This window comes from Staphylococcus sp. GDX8P54P (assembly GCF_017893165.1).
GTDB lineage: Bacteria > Bacillota > Bacilli > Staphylococcales > Staphylococcaceae > Staphylococcus > Staphylococcus borealis.
Window position 1 is genome coordinate 63,991 of sequence record NZ_JAESMM010000012.1, and the last position, 20,133, is coordinate 84,123.

Below are 20,133 nucleotides of genomic sequence, written 5' to 3' on the forward strand. Positions count from 1 at the left end.
TAATACTAATGTATATTACGTTTGAGGTTATACAACATCAATATAAATCTCTTGAAAGATTAAAATTGGTTAAAATAACAAGTTCAATTTTATCATTTTCTTTTTAAATTGAAAATAAAATTTTTTGAGCAATTAGTCGATTGTCATATCTAGAACGTCTCCAAACTCCTTAACATCAACGATAAATGAACCATTTGTATATTGTTCAGATAAATGAATATCAGTTATTTGTCCTTCTTCCGTATGACTTTCAGAATATAATGTATACATATGCTCATCTTTAACAACATGACCAGCAACAATACGGTGTGGATTTTTCTTTAATTCTTTAAGTAATGTAATTCCTCTTTGTGCTCGCTTAGCTTGTTGTAGAATTTTATAGCTGATACGTTTTACAGCGCCTCTTTGAGTAGCCATTATAATTGAACTATCTTGATTTACGGCATCTGTCATAACTACAACATCTTCATCTTTTAAATTAATAGATTTAACACCAGCTGCTCTCAATCCCGTATCAGATAATTCTTCAGTTGAATACGTTAATGACATACCTTTATGAGTTAATACAGTAATCAATTGATTTTTATTTAGGCGCATTACACTAATTAATTCATCCTGCGCTTTAACTTTCATGGCAACTAACGGTTTATTGTAGCGCGTTGTCTTAAATAAACTAACGTTACTTTTCTTAATCATACCATTTCGCGTTGCTAATACATAAAATGCATCATCTTTGAAGTTTTGCTCATTGTATACATCGACCACAGTTTCATTATCGTCTAGAGGGACAATTTGAGAAACGTGTTGCCCAAGTTCTTTCCATCGAATATCTGCGAGTTTATGAACTGGAATGAATAAATATCTGCCTTTATTTGTAAATACTAGTACCGTATCTTGCGTATTGACTGTTTGATATTTAAGTAAACTATCTCCATCTTTAAGTCCAATTTCTGCAACACCACTGGCATTAAAACTACGTGTAGATGTGCGTTTAATATAACCCTGACGTGTGATACTTAAAACAACATCTTCACTTGGCACCATCACTTCTTTATCAATTTTAATTTCTGCAATTTCCGCTTCAATTGATGACAAACGTTCAGATTTAAATCGTTTTCGAATGTCAGTCAATTCATTCTTAATTACTTGTAATAGCGCATCATGATTATCCAGTATATGACGGTATTCTTTAATCATATTTGCTAACTCATTATGCTCATTTTCTAATGCAACGATATCCGTATTCGTTAAACGGTATAGTTGCAACATAACGATAGCTTCTGCTTGCGCTTCTGTAAATTCGAATTCAGATACTAAATTGTCTTTTGCATCTTTTTTATTCTTAGAGTTACGAATTAAAGCAATGACTTCATCCAAAATTGATAATGCTTTCATTAAACCTTCTACAATATGCATGCGTTTTTCAGCATGATCTAAATCATATTTAGTACGGTTCGCTACCACTTCAATTTGATGATTTAAATAACTATCTATAATTTGACGAATACCCATTAATTTAGGACGTCCGTCACTAATTGCAACCATGTTAAAGTTATATGCAATTTGTAAATCAGAATTTTTGAATAAATAGTTCTTTATAGCCTCTGCATTTACATCTTTTTTCAATTCAATAGCAATTCTTAAACCAGTACGATCCGTCTCATCTCGTACTTCAATGATACCGTCTACTTTCTTATCGGCTCTTAATTCATCAATACGTTTTACAAGTGAACTTTTATTCACCTCGTATGGAATTTCTGTCACGATAAGTTGTTGGCGACCATTTCGAAGTGTTTCTGCGTCGACTTTAGAACGTACGACAATTTTACCTTTTCCGGTTTCATAAGCTTTCTTAATACCATCGATACCTTGAATAATACCACCAGTTGGAAAATCTGGTCCTTTAATATATTTCATTAATTGACTAACAGTAATATTAGGATTATCGATGTATTTCAATGTTGCTTGAATAACCTCAGCTAAATTGTGCGGTGGAATATCGGTCGCATAGCCAGAAGAAATACCTGTTGAACCATTTACTAGTAAATTGGGGAATCTTGCCGGCAATACCATTGGCTCAAGTGTTGTATCGTCATAGTTAGGAACAAAAGCTACTGTTTCTTTATTAATATCACGTACAAGTTCCTCAGATAATTGACTTAACTTTGCTTCGGTATAACGCATTGCTGCTGGTGGATCATTATCAATACTACCGTTATTACCATGCATTTCAATTAAGACATGTCGCAATTTCCAATCTTGACTTAAACGGACCATTGCATCATATACTGATAAGTCACCATGTGGATGGTATTGACCGATAACATCACCGACTGTCTTAGCACTTTTACGGAAATTCTTATCATAGGTATTTCCACTACTATGCATTGCGAAAAGAATTCTTCGTTGCACTGGCTTTAAGCCATCACGAACATCCGGTAAAGCACGTTCTTGAATAATATATTTACTATATCTTCCAAAACGATCGCCTATCACATCTTCAAGTGATAAATCTTGAATTATCTCACTCAATTTGTTTCCTCCTCAGTATATTCTTCAGTTTCAATTACTTGTACTTCAGTGTTATCTAATATACTTTGATCTTCTTGCATGCCAAATTCAACGTGACTTTCAATCCATTCACGACGTGGTGCAACTTTATCACCCATCAATGTTGTAACACGTTTAGAAGAGCGCATTTCATCTTCAATTTGAACACGAATAAGCGTTCGAGTTTCAGGATTCATTGTCGTTTCCCATAACTGTTCAGGGTTCATTTCACCAAGACCTTTATAACGTTGTAACATAAATCCTTTTCCTAATTTTTTCTGAAGTTTATCAAGTTCATCGTCTGTCCAAGCATATTCAACTTGTTTAGATTTACCTTTTCCTTTTTCAAGTTTATAAAGTGGAGGCAATGCAATAAACACTCTACCAGCTTGTACTAGTGGTTTCATATACTTGAAGAAGAAAGTTAATAATAATACTTGAATGTGCGCACCATCTGTATCAGCATCAGTCATGATAATAATACGATTATAATTGCTATCTTCAATTTTGAAGTCATTTCCTACTCCAGCGCCAATTGTATGGATAATCGTGTTAATCTCTTCGTTCTTAAATATATCCTCAAGTCTTGCTTTTTCAGTATTAATAACTTTACCTCGCAAAGGTAAAATCGCTTGGAATTTTCTATCTCTACCAAGCTTAGCTGAACCACCTGCAGAGTCCCCTTCGACTAGATACAATTCATTTTTTTCAGTATTCTTACTTTGAGCAGGTGTTAACTTTCCTGAGAGCAACGTATCTTTACGTTTATTCTTCTTACCTGAACGTGCGTCTTCACGGGCCTTACGTGCTGCTTCTCTAGCTTGTTGTGCTTTAATTGCCTTTTTCACAAGTGATTTAGAAAGTTGTCCTTTTTCTTCTAAATAAAATGGTAATTTATCAGAGACTACTGAATCAACTGCACTACGCGCTTCTGAAGTACCTAATTTAGACTTCGTTTGTCCTTCAAACTGTAGCAACTCTTCTGGAATACGTACTGATATAATCGCAGTTAAACCTTCGCGTATATCATTACCATCTAAATTTTTGTCTTTTTCTTTTAATTCATTAATTCGTCTAGCGTAATCATTAAAGACACGTGTCATAGCAGTTTTAAATCCTACTTCATGTGTTCCTCCGTCTTTTGTACGCACGTTATTAACGAAACTTAATATACTCTCTGAGTATTGATCGTTATATTGGAAAGCAACATCCACTTCTATGCCATTAGCTGAACCTGTGAACATTGTTACATCATGAAGAACTTCTTTGCCTTCATTGACGTAACTTACAAATTCTTTAATCCCCTCTTCATAATGGTAAACATCTTCACGTTCTTTACCACTACGTAAATCTTTCAATGTTATTTTAAGATTCTTTAATAGGAAGGCTGATTCTTGTAATCTTTCACTCAATGTTTCAAAATTGAATGAAGTTGTTGCTTTAAATATTTCAGGATCTGGTTTAAATGTAACTTTAGTTCCTGTTCTCTTCGTTTTACCTGATTTAACTAAACCAGAGGCAGGCACCCCACCATTTTTAAAACTTTGCTTGTAGATATTCCCATCTCTATGTATTTCAACTTCTAACCATTCGCTCAATGCATTAACGACTGAAGCACCAACACCATGTAATCCACCAGATGTTTTATATCCACCCTGACCAAATTTACCACCGGCATGTAAGACGGTAAAAATAACTTCTACAGTAGGTTTACCTGATGCATGCATCCCTGAAGGCATGCCACGACCATTATCTTCAATAGAAATACTATTATCCTGATTAATTGTTACATTTATTTCATTACCATATCCGTTTAACACTTCATCCACAGAGTTATCTACAACTTCATATACTAAATGATGTAGACCTCGTTTATCAGTAGATCCTATATACATACCTGGACGCTTTCTTACAGCTTCCAATCCCTCTAATACTTGAATAGAATCATCTGAATAATGATTTAAATTTTTTGTTGCCAATGCGTTCGCCTCCTACAAACGTACGTTCGTTTTAAAAACTATACAATAGTTATTCTTATATAAATCGGTCTAAATTGCAAGTGTGAGTTAAAAACTAATCTATTTTAAGTTAGTAAAAAAACAAAATTTCAAAATTGGTCGTTGCTAGCTATGAGATTATGGTAAAATATAGCTACGTTATTAAAGGATGTGTAAAGTTATATGATGATAGTAGTCATGCTCATATTAAGCTATCTCATCGGTGCTATTCCTAATGGATATGTTATAGGAAAGCTCTTTTTCAAAAAAGATATTAGACAATTTGGAAGTGGCAATACTGGCGCAACTAATAGCTTCCGAGTTCTTGGTAAACCAGCAGGATTTGTTGTAACCTTTTTAGATATATTTAAAGGGTTTATAACCGTTTTCTTTCCCATTTGGTTTCCAGTGCATGCAGATGGACCGCTTAGCACGTTCTTCACACATGGGTTAATCGTAGGTTTATTCGCAATACTAGGACACGTTTATCCGATATACCTTAAATTTAAAGGCGGTAAAGCAGTTGCTACAAGTGCAGGTGTTGTCTTAGGTGTAAACCCTATTTTACTGCTCGTATTAGCAATTATATTCTTTGGCGTGTTATATATATTTAAATATGTTTCACTCTCAAGTATTATTGCTGCAATATGTTGTGTAATTGGCTCACTCATCATACAAGATTACATATTATTCGGTATGAGCCTACTTGTTTCGATTATTTTAATCATAAGGCACCGTACTAATATAATAAGAATCTTTAAAGGCGAAGAACCTAAAATAAAATGGATGTAATTATTAATCAGAAAATATCGATCCCGAAATCTATAATATAATAATGCTACTTTGCAAATCACAGTAGCTGACTGTATTGAGAAGACGCTTGAACCAAGCTATTCACAAAACTAGTCATCTTTGCGGGCGGAGCCCAAACTAAGCAAGCTGGGAGTCGGGGCCCCAGCAAAGAGAATTTCATCAAGAAATTCTACAAGCTAAGCAAGCTGGGAGTCGGACAGTGAATTTAAAAGCATTCTGTCCTACTCCTTTTTATTATGCTCATAAAATCATTAAAGATTATCTCAAAAAGGTATTATGTTATAATGCTTAGAGTTCCAATAAAGATAAAAATTTAGTAATAGATATATAAGGTAGGAGGATTATGTAATGAAAATTAAACTAACAGATCAAGCTGTAGAATGGTTTAAAGATGAATTAGATTTGCCTGAGAATGACAAGGTTTTACAGTTTTACGTACGATATGGTGGTGAATTTCAACTTAAACAAGGTTTCAGTCCTGCCTTTCGCGTTGAACCTAGACAAGATGTAGAAATAGGTTATGAAGAGAATTATAATGACTTAGTATTGGTCGTTTCAGAAGATGATTTATGGTATTTCGAAGATAGTGATGTTCTCGTTGAAAAAGTAGACCATGACGACGAAATTGCCTATTCTAAAGTAAATTAAATCATAAAGACCATTGGGACAACATGATAGAGATAATGTTGTCCCAATGGTCTTTTATTTTATTTAAATTTCAAGATCGCTTGGTTGTGTTACTTCAAAATCTTTTTCTTCTTGATTCAATTTATCAACGTGACTATATGTTTTATGCCATTCTGGAAAATAGCGATCTAACCTTATTGGACGAAAATTACTTGATTTCATACATATTAATTGTGTAGATCCCGTTGTCGCAAGTTCCCCATTTTCATTATAAACTTCATAACAATAAACTGATTTAAGCCTTGAATATTGTTCAACCCATGTTTTGATTGTTACTTTTTCAGGATAAAAAATTGATTTTTTATATTTAATTTGAAGGTCTACAACCGGAGAAATGATACCCTCTCTCTCCATGTCTGCATAACTAAAGCCCAGCTTACGAATATAATCTGTTCGTGCAACTTCAAACCATGTAGCGTAATTCCCATGGTAAATCACACCCATTTTATCTGTTTCTTGATATCTAGCTTCAATTTCAGTCATACTGTATATCATTCATTCGTACCTCTTTCCTATATCATTCACAATTCATATTAACATAAAAAAGCCATGCCAACATAAAGTCAGCATGGCTTCACATATTAATTTATTGTGCTAATTTGTTTCTTAAAACCATTTGTAAAATACCACCATGACGATAGTAATCTAATTCAACTAGAGAATCGAAACGGACGATTGCTTCAAAATCAACAACGTCGCCATTTTCTTTTTTAGCGTGAACTTTAACAATATCATGAGGACGAACAGTTTCATCGATGTCTACTGAAATTGCTTCTCTACCATCTAAACCAAGTGAATCAGCTGAATCACCATCTTTAAATTGTAATGGTAACACGCCCATCATAACTAAATTAGAACGGTGAATACGTTCATAACTTTGAGCGATAACTGTTTTAACGCCTAATAAGTTTGTACCTTTTGCAGCCCAGTCACGAGAAGAACCCATACCGTAATCATTTCCTGCTAAAACAGCTAAACCAGTACCGTCTTCTTTATATTTCATAGCAGCATCATAAATTGGCATTACTTCATCAGTTGGCCAATATGTTGTGAATCCACCTTCAGTACCTGGCGCTAATTGGTTTTTAATACGAATATTCGCAAATGTACCTCTTACCATTACTTCATGGTTACCACGACGAGAACCGTATGAGTTAAAGTTTCTAATAGGTACATCGTGATCTAATAAATATTTACCTGCTGGTGTATCTTTACCGATAGCACCTGCTGGAGAAATGTGGTCAGTCGTTACTGAGTCACCAAATTTACCCATCACTCTTAAGTCTTTAAGCGGTTCAATTGTACCCGGTTCTTTAGATAAACCTTGGAAGAATGATGGATTTTGGATATATGTTGAGTTTGGATCGAAATCATATAAAGGAGCATCTGTTACATCGATTTCATTCCACATTTCATTGTTGTTATATACATTTTTATATTCTTCTAGGAATAGCTCAGGTGTTACAACACTATCTACAGTATCCGCAACTTCTTGAATAGTAGGCCAAATATCATTTAAGTATACATCTTCACCATCTTTACCTTTACCGATAGGTTCATTTTGTAAATCAATATCAACTGTACCAGCTAATGCATAAGCTACTACTAATTGAGGAGAAGCTAAATAGTTTGCTTTAACTAATGGATGAATACGACCTTCAAAGTTACGGTTACCAGATAATACTGATGTTACTAATAAATCTTCTTCAGCCACTGCTTTTTCAATTTCTGGTAATAACGGTCCAGAGTTACCGATACATGTTGTACAACCGTAACCAACTAAGTTGAAACCTAAATCATCAAGGTATTCTTGTAAACCTGAGTCACGTAAGTAACCAGTTACAACTTTTGAACCCGGTGCTAATGAAGTCTTAACAAATTCAGGTACTTTAAGGCCTTTTTCAACAGCTTTTTTAGCAACTAATCCTGCACCTAACATAACATATGGGTTAGATGTATTAGTACATGATGTTATCGCTGCAATAGCTATATCACCTGTTTTCATTGTTGCAGTAGATCCATCTGCAAATTGAATATCTGCTTTTTTATCAAATTCGCTTTGATCTAATCCGTGTCCTTGGTTACCAGCTGGTGCAGTAACAGATTTTTCAAATTCTTTTTTCATATCACTTAAGAAAATTAAATCTTGTGGACGCTTTGGACCTGATAATGAAGCTTCAACAGTTGATAAATCTAAATCGATAACATCTGTGTATTCTGGATCCTCTTTATCTACAGTGAAGAACATATTATTTTGCTCTAAGTATGCTTTTACTAATTCAACATGTTCTTCTTTACGTCCAGTTAATCTCATATATTTAAGTGACTCTTCATCAACCGGGAAGAAACCACAAGTTGCACCATATTCAGGCGCCATGTTGGCAATTGTTGCACGGTCTGCTAAAGGTAGATCCGTTACACCTGGTCCAAAGAATTCAACAAATTTGCCTACTACACCTTTTTTACGTAGTTCTTGTGTTACACGTAAGGCTAAATCAGTAGCTGTTGAACCTTGAGGTAATGAATTAGTTAAACGTACACCAATTACTTCAGGAATTGGGAAGTATGATGGTTGGCCTAACATCCCCGCTTCAGCTTCGATACCACCAACACCCCAACCAAGTACACCAATACCATTAATCATCGTTGTATGAGAGTCAGTTCCTACTAGTGTGTCTGGAAATGCCGTTTGTTCTCCATCAACGTCACGAACGTGTACCACATTTGCAAGATATTCTAGGTTTACTTGGTGAACGATACCTGTAGCAGGGGGAACAGCATTATAGTTATCAAATGCTTTAGTTGCCCAATTTAAAAATTGATAACGTTCATAGTTACGTTCAAATTCTAATTTCATATTTCTTTCTAATGCATCTGGATTAGCATAGCTATCAACTTGAACAGAGTGGTCAATAACTAAGTCTACTGGTACTTCTGGGTTGATTTTATTAATATCCCCACCAACATCATTCATTGCTTTACGTAATGATGCCAAGTCTACTACTGCAGGAACACCTGTGAAGTCTTGTAAAATAACACGAGATGGTTTAAAAGGTACTTCACCTTCGTTCCCTTCCTTACCAAAGTTACCCAAAGCTTTAATATGTTCATCTGTAATGACAAATTCATCTTCTTGTCTTAAGACAGATTCTAATAAAACACGAATTGAATAAGGTAATTTACTTACTTTCGTTAAGCCTTGGTCTTCTAAACTCTTTAAATCATAATACGTATATGACTGGCCATTCGCTTCAAATGTCTTTTTAGCTTGTTGCTTAATGTTTGAAGTCATTTGTATATCCCCCTTGAATATTAAAAATTCATATTTATATGCCTTTAAATAAATTGTATAATTATATGATTTTCAAAACAACTCTATATACTTATATTTCACGTGATTTAGCTTTCGCATTTTTAATCAGTGTATATAAGTTATTCTTATCATATAAGCAACCTACTATAAGTAAATATTATTAATTGAGAATGATTTTCATTAATATACAAATTGTTGTAGCTGCTTCAATAAAAAAATTGCCTTCAAGCACTGGTTAAGTGCTTGAAGGCAATAAACTTAATTACGATTACCTAATATTATTTTTCAGCGTTTCTTCTTGATTCACGCTTTTCTAAAATATCAGATTCATAATCTTGTTGCTGATATTTAACATAATCTTCAAGTCTATGTTTATTTGGTTGTAGTGTTAATCCTAAGAATTTACGTTCTTTATTTGCATCCTTATAGAAACTAATCATCATCATTATTACTACAAAGGAGAATGGGAAGGCACTTATGATTGCCGCACTTTGAATCGCATTTAATGCGTCAGCACCATTTCCTCCACCTGCTAATAATAAGATGAACGCGATTAATGATTGCGCAACACCCCAAGTTACTTTAACAGTACCAGAAGGTTCAAGTGAACCAAATGTTGTTTGCATACCTAGTACGAATGTTGCTGAATCGGCAGATGTAATAAAGAATGAAGCAATTAACACTAATGCTATAAGTGATAATGCCATTCCTAATGGAACGTGGTGGAATACACCAAATAGTTGAGTTTCAGGTGTCATATCAAATAACTCAGGATGTTTTTTACCTGTTTCGATACCTAATACACCAAATACACTGAACCATAAGAAACTTATGATAGCAGGTACAAGTAATACACCTGAAATAAATTCACGAATTGAGCGTCCTTTAGAAACACGTGCGATGAACACACCTACGAATGGACTCCAGCTTAACCACCAACCCCAATAGTAAAGTGTCCAAGAAGACATCCATTCACGTTTTTGGCCATTTAGCGCTGCAGTATCAAAACTGTTGAATAAGAATGTATTGAGTAAGCTACCAGTTGAACTAGTAAACATATTAAAGATGAGTACAGTCGGTCCAATTATTAAAGCAATAATCATTAAAAGTGTACCTAATCCAATATTTAAGTTACTTAAATATTGAATACCTTTACTTAAACCTGACCATGCACTAGCAATAAATAAAACTGTAACTACTACGATAATAATAGATTGAACCCATACATTATTTGGAATGCCAAATAGGTAATTAAGTCCACCATTAATTTGTAGTGCGCCCATACCAAGTGATACAGCTACACCTACAACAGTTGCGAAAACTGAAAGAACGTCAATAACTGTTCCGATAGGTCCTTCAACTTTATCACCTAAAATTGGACGTAATGTTCTTGAAATTAATCCTGGTTCATCTTTTCTAAATTGTGCATAGGCTAATGCTAATGCAACTACGCCATATACTGCCCAAGCATGGAATCCCCAGTGGAAGAATGTTGAACGTAATGCTTCCGTGTATGCTTCAGTAGTTTTAGGATCCGCATTAGGTGGTGAAGCAAAATCTGCCATAGGTTCAGCTGCGCCGTAGAACACTAAACCTATACCCATGCCGGCACTAAATAACATTGCAAACCAAGATACTGTATTAAATTCTGGTTTATCGTTTGGTTTACCTAGCTTAAGTTTACCGATTGGACTAAAGATTAAAAAGATACAAAAGAACACAATTACTGTAGTCAAAATCATGTAATACCAACCAAGCTTTTCAGTAATCCAACTACTGATATTACCTGTAATTGTACCGAATTGCTCCGGTAAAAACGCACCGATTAATACCACAATAGCTACTACTATAGCACTATAGATAAAAACCGATGAAAACTTCTTATTATGCTTTGTTTCTTCTGAAGAAGAATTCATAATTTACTTACTCCTTTCCTTTACTATATTTTAATTTACATATGATAATATTCTATGAAGTAATTTAAGACGCTATATTAAAGGATAACAAAGGCTTTATACAATAGCAAATTTCTTTTAAATTAAACATTTACTAAAATATTTATATGTTGTATAATATATTTTATTCTTATGTGGGGGTATTGAGTTTATGTTTAAAGAATTTAAAGAGTTTGCACTTAAAGGTAACGTGTTGGATTTAGCAATCGCTGTAGTTATGGGTGCAGCGTTCAACAAAATTGTTACATCTTTAGTTACATACATTATTATGCCATTAATTGGTAAAATTTTCGGCTCAGTTGATTTTGCTAAAGATTGGGAATTCTGGGGAATTAAATATGGCCTATTCATTCAATCGATTATTGATTTTATAATTGTAGCAATTGCACTATTTATATTTGTAAAAATAGCAAATACATTAGTGAAAAAAGAAGAGCCTGAAGAAGAAATCGAAGAAAATACTGTTTTATTAACAGAAATTCGCGATTTATTAAGAGCAAAATAATGATAATTAAATACAATATGGCAACGATAGTACTGATATTAAGTTGCCATATTGTATTTTTTTTAATTCCATTTAAATCTGGTTTGACTTTGATATTGATTTGACGTTACTTCGAGAATTAATGGTATGCGTTGTTTCAGTTCGCTCACATGAGATATAATTCCAACCATTCTACCTGTCGTTTTTAGTTTAACGATAGTGTCTAGCGCCGTTTCTAATGTTTCTTGGTCTAGCGTACCAAACCCTTCATCAATAAACATTGATTCTAATGTAATACCGCCAGATTCCTGTTGGACCACTTCACTTAAACCTAATGCTAAAGCGAGTGATGCTTGGAATGTTTCACCACCAGATAACGAACTAATGTGTCTGGATTTATTTGAATGAAAATCAAACACTTCAATTTCTAAACCACTATAACCATGAGATATTGATTCTCTTCGTTTTAATTGATATCTTTCTCCACTCATACGCTCTAAACGTATATTTGCTTGATGGATGATACGTTCTAAATAGTAAATAAGTACATAATTTTCTAATGTTAATTTCTTACTATTTTTGCCTGATAATACCTCAGATAATTCAAATATTTCTTGTTGCTCTTTTAATTCTTTGTCTAAATAATTAATATGGTTCGTTATACTATTGAATTTTTCTTTATTACTTTGTACTTTATATTGAACTGTAGCACTCATTTCCATGTAATGATTATACTGTTTTTCAATTTCAGTCTTAGTAGCGTCTAACTGATCAACCGCTTCAGGTACTTGACCTTTCGTAATATTAGATAAACGCTCAATTTCTAATGTGAATTTTTGATGATCTTGTTCATATTGCTTAATCTTCATTTCAATTTGTTCTTTGCTATTTAACTTAGCAAGTAAAGATGCAACATCTTCATATGAATTTAATCCTATACGTTCCATTTCTTGATTAATCTTGTCGCTATAATCATTTAGTTCTTGTTTAAGTTCCTCGATACCTTGCTGATTATTATTTAAATTATTAGATTCAATTTCAATTTGTTGCTTTGTTTGGTTTAATTCTGACTCTAAAGTTTCTTTCTTCATTACATATTCACTAACAATTTGATCATATTCCATGTAGCATTGTTCAAAATTTGATATGTCTTCGTAGTTGGTATTATCTTTAAAATCCAATATTAATGTTTCGTAATATTGCTTCAATGATTGTAATTTTTCATGTTTAATCTGTAAACTATGATAGATGTCTTTTTGCTTTTCGAGTTCTTTTTTTAATTTCTCAAGTTCTTTTAATTGAAGCTGCAGATTTTCTTTTTCTTTACTTTTTACTGTTAATTGGGCTTCTATTTCACCAATGTCGTTAATTTCATCATCATTAAACTCTAATTCATTCATTTGTTTACTAATATGTTCAGAAGTCGTTTCAAGTTTTGTTAACTCATTCACTTTAGAATTCAACTCATTATTCACATTTTTTATTAAACTTTGATTTCTAGCGATTTCATTAAAGTTGATATGCTCATTAAGTGATTCAATCTCATTCCCACATATTGGACATGTGTCTCCAACGTGAAGCGCATTTTGAATCTCTTGAATAAATGTTTGTTTATCATTTAAATCAATATTTGTTTTATCTATTTTCTCTAATTCAACCTTCAAATCTGAGATCTGTTCTTTAACCTCACTAATTTTAATTTCAGTTTCGTTATATTTTTGATTTAATAATTGAAATTTATCTTTACTCTCTTTTAAAGCCATTTTTTTATCATATGTCATTTTTAATTCAAATATAACTTGGTTAAGTTTTTCAATATTTTCACTACTAACATCTATTTGAGCAATTTCATTATTTAAATTATTGATTAAGACTCTATTTTCTTCTTGCGTTTGATTATTACTTTTAAGATGCGCATCATTTTGTTTAATTTCTTCAAATGCTTTCTGATATTTATTCAAATTCATATAAAATTGTTTTGTTTTTTCAACGTATGCTGCTTTATTAGTAACCATTTCAGACTGTTCATTTAAATTATTCTGTTCTTTTTGGAGTTTGTTCAAATTTGCATTAAGTTCTTCCAAATATTTTAAAATAGTATTTAACTTCTGTTGCGTATCTTTTAGCTTTTGTTCTTTAGCATTTTTTTGATCGTATAAATGACTTAAGGGTTTAACTTCCATTATTTTATGTAATTCACTTTTTAATTCTTCAATATACGCTTTATTTTTTTCAAGTTGAATTTTTTCATTTTTATTACGTTCTAGTTCTTTTAATGAATCAATTAAATTATGATTTGACTCTATCTTGCGTTTGATAGATTCAAGTGATTCGAAATGCTGTGATTTTAGATGTTCATATTCTTCACCTAAACGTTGACCTACTTGTTCAAATTGAGGTATTGCATTAACAATTTCTTTAGTTTGCATACTATTTAAGTCTTTAAATTGAATTAATGTATCATCTTCAAATGTTTCAACATCATCCCAAAGCATCTGAATTTGATCATAACGTGTTTCAATGTGCTTTTTCTCATCTTTAACTTGATTCATTAATAAATTCTGCATCCCTTCAAAACGTATACTGTTAAATAGCGTTCTTAAAATACTCTGTTTATCAGAACTATTTGAAACTAAAAATTTCTTAAATTCGCCCTGTGGTAATATAAATAATTGTCTAAATTGCTCCGCATTTATACCTAATAGTTCTTTGATATAACTATTACCTGAACTAATTTTACTCTCTCGCAATTCATATGACTGACTATCTTCATCAAATTCAAATACATCAAGTTTCCCTGCTGTTGGCGATGAATTTCCCTCTTTAACGAAACCAGCTTGTCTATATATTTTAAATTTCTTATCATTGATATTAAATTCATACTCTACACTCATTGGTGATTTACCATCAGCGAAATGACTTCGCAATTCACCCTCATTTCTTCCTTCTGTTGATGCCTTTCCAAATAATGCATAAACAATAGCATCAAACAACATCGTCTTTCCCGAACCAGTTTTCCCGCTAATTAAAAATAACTGTTCATTATTTATTTGTTGAAAATCAATCATTTCGTGTATAAATGGTCCAAAGTTATTAAGTATTAATTTAGTTGGTCTCAATGATTTAATCCTCCTTATAAATAACTTGGTTTAATAATTGGTGTATCTTTTTCTCTTGATATTCTGTTAAATCTTCATCTGTAATCGTTTTAAAGAAATTTTTAATGATTGTAGGATCATCTGTTGTTTTAAAATTTGCATAAGTGGTATCATTTCGACTTTCAAATGTGATATTACTTAAAGATAATGTATTCGGAAATAGTTGTTTAAGGTGGATAATTGGATCAGTAACATGTGACATATTTTTTAATTTAAAATGGAAATAGTTGTCTTTACTCTTCACAGGAACATTTCCTTGTACGACATCCATATAGTCACCTTCAATTTCTTCTAATTCTCGCAATGGCTTCAATTGAACAAACTTAGTTTCAATGTTGTTTTTTGATTTTATTGTTAATCTCTTATAACCTTTAGCTTGATTAACCTCTGAAAATGAATATTGCAATAGTGAGCCACTATAATCAATGACATTATCGGTGATGCTAAACGGATGATGCAAATGTCCTAAGAGCACTCTATCGAACATTTTAAAATTAGACTTTTCTACACTCTCAACTGTCCCAATTGTAAGAGGTCTCTCAGACTCTGACGTTTTACCACCTTTAATAGTTAAATGGCCAATTAATATATTGATTTGATTTTGATCTAAATGCGTTGATAAATGCTCGATACATTTTTGAGTTGCTTGCTCATAGGTCTTTATCTCATCGTCATTAAAAAAGGCTTTAATTTCACTAATTGTGGCAAATGGGAGTGTGTAAAAGTTGATGTCATTAATCGTTATGGGTGTAGACATTGAATGAAGTTGCGTTCGAATATATAAATGTGAAAACTCAAACCAAGTAGAACCATAGTTTAATCTTTCTCTACCATCATGATTTCCATTCGTTATAATCGTCGGAATCTCCATGTTTACATTGATTGTTTTAATCGTTTCTTCAAAAAGTTTAATTGTTTCCTTACTAGGATAAGACGTATCATAAATATCACCTGAAATGATTAAAACATCTGGTTTCTCGTCTTTCAAATTCTCAATAAACTGGTTTAGTATGTATCGTTGATCTTCTAAAAATTGCTTACCATTTAAAATCTTACCTAAATGCCAATCAGCAGTATGAATAATCTTCATTTTAACTCCTCCATCAAGAACATTTGTTCGTATTTATTATATCCTGAATTACTTCATAGTTCAAACTAAAAAAAGGTGGAACGATATCATTAAGAAGTCGTCTTCCACCTAACAAACAATGTGTCTTTATATTCTTTCAAACACGCTATGCTAACCCTAGCTTATTTTACAATTCTACTTTTCAATTTTTTATATTTATACAACATAGCTAATCTCCAAGGTACAATCATGCTAAAGGCTAATAAGAAGAACATACCGCCAATTTCACCTGGATCAATTTGACTACTAATAAATATTTTAATTACAGTTCGTATAATTAACAATGATATTAAAATAATTGGAAATGCTTTAGAACGCTTCATATAAATATCAGTACCATGTATCTCAAAATGACTTGTCCATATTAGGACTGTAGAGAATAAAACGCCGAGTATGATTGATTCTAAGATTTCCATCCCAGTTAATCTAAAGTACGGAATCACATACATCAATGCACCTGTAGCCATAAAAAATGGTGGTAAAATGATTTTCTTTTCATTAACAGGAAAGTTTTGTGCTTTCATGCGAATAAAAATTACCACGATTCCCATAAATAATGCAAATACAATTGAAAAAATTAAATATGCCAACGTTACACCCTCTTATATTCATAAACTCTTACTAGAGATTACTTAATTAAAAGTAATTTGATATTTTAAATCTTTTTAATTTTTTTAAATAACACTAAAGATGTTTTACTATAAAAATAAAGGATTGTAAACCTTAAAGGTCTTACAATCCGTTAGAAGATTATTTTTTTGAACTTTTCATGTTTTGATCCATGTTTTTATTCATCATTGTCATCATTTGATTGATTTTCTTTTGCGATGGTTTTTGACCCATTTGCATCATCATCATACGTAACATTTCTTCATTAATAGGTGGGTTTTTTTTCAGATAATCCATCATGTATTTACGTGCTAAAAAGAAACCACCAACTAGTCCACCGATAAGCGCTACAATGATTAATAAAATTGCTAACCACGTTGCCATTGTTTCACCCACTTTCTATATCCTACTGAATTTTACTAAATTACTATTCTATTTTCAAGAGCTAGTTAGTAAATCTATATCCAAATGTTATCATAACAAATACTTACTCAAATGTAAGTCTTATTTTTAAACTTACACATAAAAATTTAAAATCAATTATATATTTTTATAAATAAATGAAGCGGGACAAAATTCAATTTGAATTCATTGTCCCGCCCCTACAAAGATATATGACTAAGAAGGCATGTTCAAACGCTGTCTTAGATTAGTTAACTTCTAGGCATTAACTAATATTTCCACTATCTTTTTGTGCCAAGCTTTCATTTTTCCATCATTAAAGTGTACGAATTTGATTTAATACATTTTCTTTTGTGAAACCATATTTTTCGACAACTAAATCACCAGGGGCACTTGCACCAAACTGATCAATACCAATCACTTTACCTTCTGTTCCAACATATTTATGCCATCCTAGTGGTGATGCCATTTCAATTGCCACACGTTTAGTGATTTCTTTAGGAATTACAGATGCTTTATATTCATCTGATTGTTGTTCAAAAGCAAACCAGTTTGGCATTGATACTACACGTACACCTTTACCTTGTTTATCTAAATCTTTAGCCGCTTCAATAGCTAAGCTAACTTCTGAACCAGTTGCTAGTAACAAGTATTCAGGCTTAGTTTCTGTTTCAAAAACAACATAAGCACCTTTACGAACACCTTGTTCAACTGTATCTTCATCAACGTCTAAATATGGTAGATTTTGACGTGTAAGTACTAATGAAGTAGGTGTTTGTTCTGATTCTAGCGCAACTTCCCATGCTACTCTTGTTTCGTTTCCATCCGCGGGACGTATAACATTCATATTTGGAATAGATCTTAATCCAGCTAATTGTTCAATTGGTTCATGAGTAGGACCATCTTCACCTACTGCAATTGAATCATGTGTAAAGATAAATGTTGAATTTAATCCCATAATAGCTGATAAGCGTAACGCAGGTTTTAAGTAGTCACTAAATACAAAGAATGTTGCACCATATGGATGTAAACCGCCGTGTGCTGCCATACCATTTACAGCTGCACCCATTGCGAATTCACGCACGCCAAACCATATATTTTTACCTTCAGGTGTATTTCTATCATAATCAGTTGCTTCTTTTACATTTGATTTATTTGAACCAGCTAAGTCAGCTGAGCCACCAAAGAATGAAGGCACAGATTTACTTAACGCTTGGATGATTTCTCCTGAATCAGCACGAGTTGCAGCATTATGATCGCTATCAAAGCGTGGTAATTCATCTCTATAATTTGTTGGTAATTTACCGCTAATAGCCAATTTAAATTCATCAGCTAATTCTGGATATTTATTTGAATACGTTTCTAATAATGCTTTCCATGCGTCTTCATGTTCATTTGCACGTTTTAGCATTGTAGTTTGGAAAATTTCATATACTTCTTCTGGAACGTTGAAACGTTTTTCTGGATCTAAACCATATGCTTCAAATGTTAATTTTCTTTCATCTGAACCTAGTGGTGCACCGTGAACGCCATTCGTTCCGCTAACATTAGGCGCACCATAACCAATAATTGTCTTAACTTCAATCATCGTTGGTCCATGTTGTGATTTAGCTTTCGTAATCGCTTGATCAATAGCATCAAGATCATTACCATCTTTAACTAAAATGTGATTCCAACCATAACTTTCGAAACGTTCTTTTACATCTTCTGAAAATGCTTTGTTTAATTCCCCGTCTAATGAGATATCATTTGAATCATATAATACGATTAATTTATCTAATTGGTTGTGACCTGCAAATGAAGCAGCTTCATGAGAAATACCTTCCATTAAGTCACCATCAGATGCTAGTACGTAAGTATAGTGATCAACAATATTGAAGTCATCTTTATTAAATTTACCAGCTAAATGATCTTCAGCTAATGCCATACCCACTGACATAGCAAAACCTTGTCCTAGAGGACCAGTAGTAACTTCAACACCATCAGTGTGTCTGAATTCAGGGTGTCCAGGTGTTTTAGAGCCCCATTGTCTAAATTGCTTTAATTCTTCTAATTCAAGACTACCTGAAACATGTAATAAGCTATATAATAGCGCAGAACCATGGCCTGCTGACAATACAAAGCGGTCTCTATTAAAATAGTCTTTAGATTGAGGGTTAAAATTTAAATGGCGTGTCCATAACGTGTATGCCATTGGTGCAGCGCCCATTGGTAACCCAGGGTGACCTGAATTAGCTTCTTCTATTGCATCGATACTTAAAGCTCTAATAGTATCTATCGCTAGTTGATCTTTCTCGTTAAACATCTCTAATACTTCCCTTCTATTTAAATCATATTTGTTATATTATAACTTAAAAATAGTGTAATTGATAATCGTTTAGTCTCAAAGAACCTTACTTTAAATTTACTACTTTTTATTTTGTGCTTGAATTTTTTTTAATTTTTCAGGCGTAACATCATTACCTTCTGGATCAATTACTTTTGTACTTTCAATTTGTTGTTTAAATCCTTTTCTAAATGCTTCTAAATATTTTTTACGTAATTTTGACTGTTCTTTAGCTTCAGCTTCCGTCAAGCCCTGCTCTTTTTTCTTTTTAGCTAGTTCATTAATTCTATCTATATTTAAATTATCTTGAGGCATCTTTATCACTCTTTCTATATTTTCCTATTTCATTCTCTTTTACTTCATAGAATATAACAAAAAAGAGGCCTAGGCAAAAGCTATAGACATTTCAATAGCTTCGATAGACCTCAAAATTGATACTTATCTGACAAAGGCGAACACTTTGTAGTCATTTTGTTCCCCATTCGTGTTATTTACGTTCTTATTATCATCTTTAATTATTGCCTGTTTAGAAATTGTATGATCAGTGATTTCGTACGTTTGTTCCGTTTGAGCGTTATGATATAAATTCATGAAAAATACTATAAAAACAACACAAGATATTGATACAACAGCTATATTCGTAATTAATTTATTTTTATATTTATTAAACATTACTTCCACCTCTAGAACATTTGTTTGTATACACACTT

General features: G+C 32.5%; 15 protein-coding genes. 3 read left to right on the top strand and 12 right to left on the bottom strand.

The window, feature by feature from the left end; genetic code table 11:
• Positions 1-132: 132 nt before the first annotated feature.
• Positions 133-2,532: a DNA topoisomerase IV subunit A gene (gene parC, locus KA909_RS06315; RefSeq protein ID WP_210126289.1), complete on the bottom strand. Its 2,400-nt coding sequence runs from the start codon at positions 2,530-2,532 to the stop codon at positions 133-135.
• On the bottom strand, positions 2,529-4,529 hold the full coding sequence (gene parE / locus KA909_RS06320) for a DNA topoisomerase IV subunit B (RefSeq protein WP_075108738.1): 2,001 nt from the start codon (positions 4,527-4,529) through the stop codon (positions 2,529-2,531). The genes parC and parE overlap by 4 nt, the downstream gene beginning before the upstream one ends.
• Before the next feature lie 201 nt (positions 4,530-4,730).
• Between parE and plsY the strand changes: the two genes are divergently transcribed.
• Positions 4,731-5,339 (top strand): glycerol-3-phosphate 1-O-acyltransferase PlsY, encoded by a 609-nt coding sequence (gene plsY, locus KA909_RS06325; protein WP_193839375.1) that lies wholly within the window; start codon positions 4,731-4,733, stop codon positions 5,337-5,339.
• Positions 5,340-5,708: 369 nt separating this feature from the next.
• A complete protein-coding gene (locus KA909_RS06330; protein ID WP_053030979.1) occupies positions 5,709-6,008 on the top strand; it encodes a HesB/YadR/YfhF family protein in 300 nt (99 codons plus the stop codon).
• A 63-nt stretch (positions 6,009-6,071) separates the two neighbouring features.
• On the opposite strand, the gene menI is transcribed toward KA909_RS06330, so the two are convergent.
• The 3 genes from menI to KA909_RS06345 form a co-directional block, all read right to left on the bottom strand.
• Positions 6,072-6,542, bottom strand: coding sequence for a 1,4-dihydroxy-2-naphthoyl-CoA hydrolase MenI (gene menI, locus KA909_RS06335; RefSeq protein ID WP_053029405.1), 471 nt, complete (start codon positions 6,540-6,542; stop codon positions 6,072-6,074).
• A 91-nt stretch (positions 6,543-6,633) separates the two neighbouring features.
• Positions 6,634-9,339: an aconitate hydratase AcnA gene (gene acnA / locus KA909_RS06340; RefSeq protein ID WP_193839376.1), complete on the bottom strand. Its 2,706-nt coding sequence runs from the start codon at positions 9,337-9,339 to the stop codon at positions 6,634-6,636.
• 299 nt (positions 9,340-9,638) lie between these two features.
• Positions 9,639-11,276 carry a BCCT family transporter gene (locus tag KA909_RS06345; RefSeq protein WP_075108741.1) on the bottom strand — a complete coding sequence of 546 codons (1,638 nt, stop codon included), beginning with the start codon at positions 11,274-11,276 and terminating at the stop codon, positions 9,639-9,641.
• 190 nt (positions 11,277-11,466) lie between these two features.
• Between KA909_RS06345 and mscL the strand changes: the two genes are divergently transcribed.
• Complete coding sequence (gene mscL / locus KA909_RS06350) at positions 11,467-11,820, top strand: large conductance mechanosensitive channel protein MscL (protein ID WP_033080045.1); 354 nt, start codon at positions 11,467-11,469, stop codon at positions 11,818-11,820.
• 62 nt (positions 11,821-11,882) lie between these two features.
• Here the strand turns inward: mscL and sbcC are convergent, their stop codons facing one another.
• From sbcC to sosA, 7 genes are all read right to left on the bottom strand, one after another.
• Positions 11,883-14,918 (bottom strand): exonuclease subunit SbcC, encoded by a 3,036-nt coding sequence (sbcC, locus tag KA909_RS06355; protein WP_210130053.1) that lies wholly within the window; start codon positions 14,916-14,918, stop codon positions 11,883-11,885.
• 4 nt (positions 14,919-14,922) lie between these two features.
• Entirely contained in the window at positions 14,923-16,047 is a 1,125-nt protein-coding gene (sbcD, locus tag KA909_RS06360; protein ID WP_193839378.1) for an exonuclease subunit SbcD, read from the bottom strand.
• A gap of 161 nt (positions 16,048-16,208) precedes the next feature.
• The gene (locus KA909_RS06365) at positions 16,209-16,676 is read right to left on the bottom strand and encodes a CcdC family protein (RefSeq protein ID WP_193839379.1); all 468 of its coding nucleotides are present in this window, start codon (positions 16,674-16,676) and stop codon (positions 16,209-16,211) included.
• 160 nt (positions 16,677-16,836) lie between these two features.
• On the bottom strand, positions 16,837-17,079 hold the full coding sequence (locus KA909_RS06370) for a YneF family protein (protein ID WP_011275855.1): 243 nt from the start codon (positions 17,077-17,079) through the stop codon (positions 16,837-16,839).
• A 334-nt stretch (positions 17,080-17,413) separates the two neighbouring features.
• On the bottom strand, positions 17,414-19,402 hold the full coding sequence (gene tkt, locus KA909_RS06375; protein ID WP_210125227.1) for a transketolase: 1,989 nt from the start codon (positions 19,400-19,402) through the stop codon (positions 17,414-17,416).
• A gap of 102 nt (positions 19,403-19,504) precedes the next feature.
• Entirely contained in the window at positions 19,505-19,738 is a 234-nt protein-coding gene (locus KA909_RS06380) for a DUF896 domain-containing protein (RefSeq protein ID WP_193839381.1), read from the bottom strand.
• 123 nt (positions 19,739-19,861) lie between these two features.
• Positions 19,862-20,095: a DNA damage-induced cell division inhibitor SosA gene (gene sosA, locus KA909_RS06385; RefSeq protein WP_193839382.1), complete on the bottom strand. Its 234-nt coding sequence runs from the start codon at positions 20,093-20,095 to the stop codon at positions 19,862-19,864.
• Between the last annotated feature and the right edge of the window lie 38 nt (positions 20,096-20,133).

Coding starts and splice junctions, on each gene's coding strand:
- plsY (WP_193839375.1), top strand. CDS start 4,731: ATGATGATAGTAGTCATGCTCATATTAAGCTATCTCATCGGTGCTATT.
- KA909_RS06330 (WP_053030979.1), top strand. CDS start 5,709: ATGAAAATTAAACTAACAGATCAAGCTGTAGAATGGTTTAAAGATGAA.
- menI (WP_053029405.1), bottom strand. CDS start 6,542: ATGATATACAGTATGACTGAAATTGAAGCTAGATATCAAGAAACAGAT.
- acnA (WP_193839376.1), bottom strand. CDS start 9,339: ATGACTTCAAACATTAAGCAACAAGCTAAAAAGACATTTGAAGCGAAT.
- KA909_RS06345 (WP_075108741.1), bottom strand. CDS start 11,276: ATGAATTCTTCTTCAGAAGAAACAAAGCATAATAAGAAGTTTTCATCG.
- mscL (WP_033080045.1), top strand. CDS start 11,467: ATGTTTAAAGAATTTAAAGAGTTTGCACTTAAAGGTAACGTGTTGGAT.
- sbcD (WP_193839378.1), bottom strand. CDS start 16,047: ATGAAGATTATTCATACTGCTGATTGGCATTTAGGTAAGATTTTAAAT.
- KA909_RS06370 (WP_011275855.1), bottom strand. CDS start 17,079: ATGGCAACGTGGTTAGCAATTTTATTAATCATTGTAGCGCTTATCGGT.
- tkt (WP_210125227.1), bottom strand. CDS start 19,402: ATGTTTAACGAGAAAGATCAACTAGCGATAGATACTATTAGAGCTTTA.
- KA909_RS06380 (WP_193839381.1), bottom strand. CDS start 19,738: ATGCCTCAAGATAATTTAAATATAGATAGAATTAATGAACTAGCTAAA.
- sosA (WP_193839382.1), bottom strand. CDS start 20,095: ATGTTTAATAAATATAAAAATAAATTAATTACGAATATAGCTGTTGTA.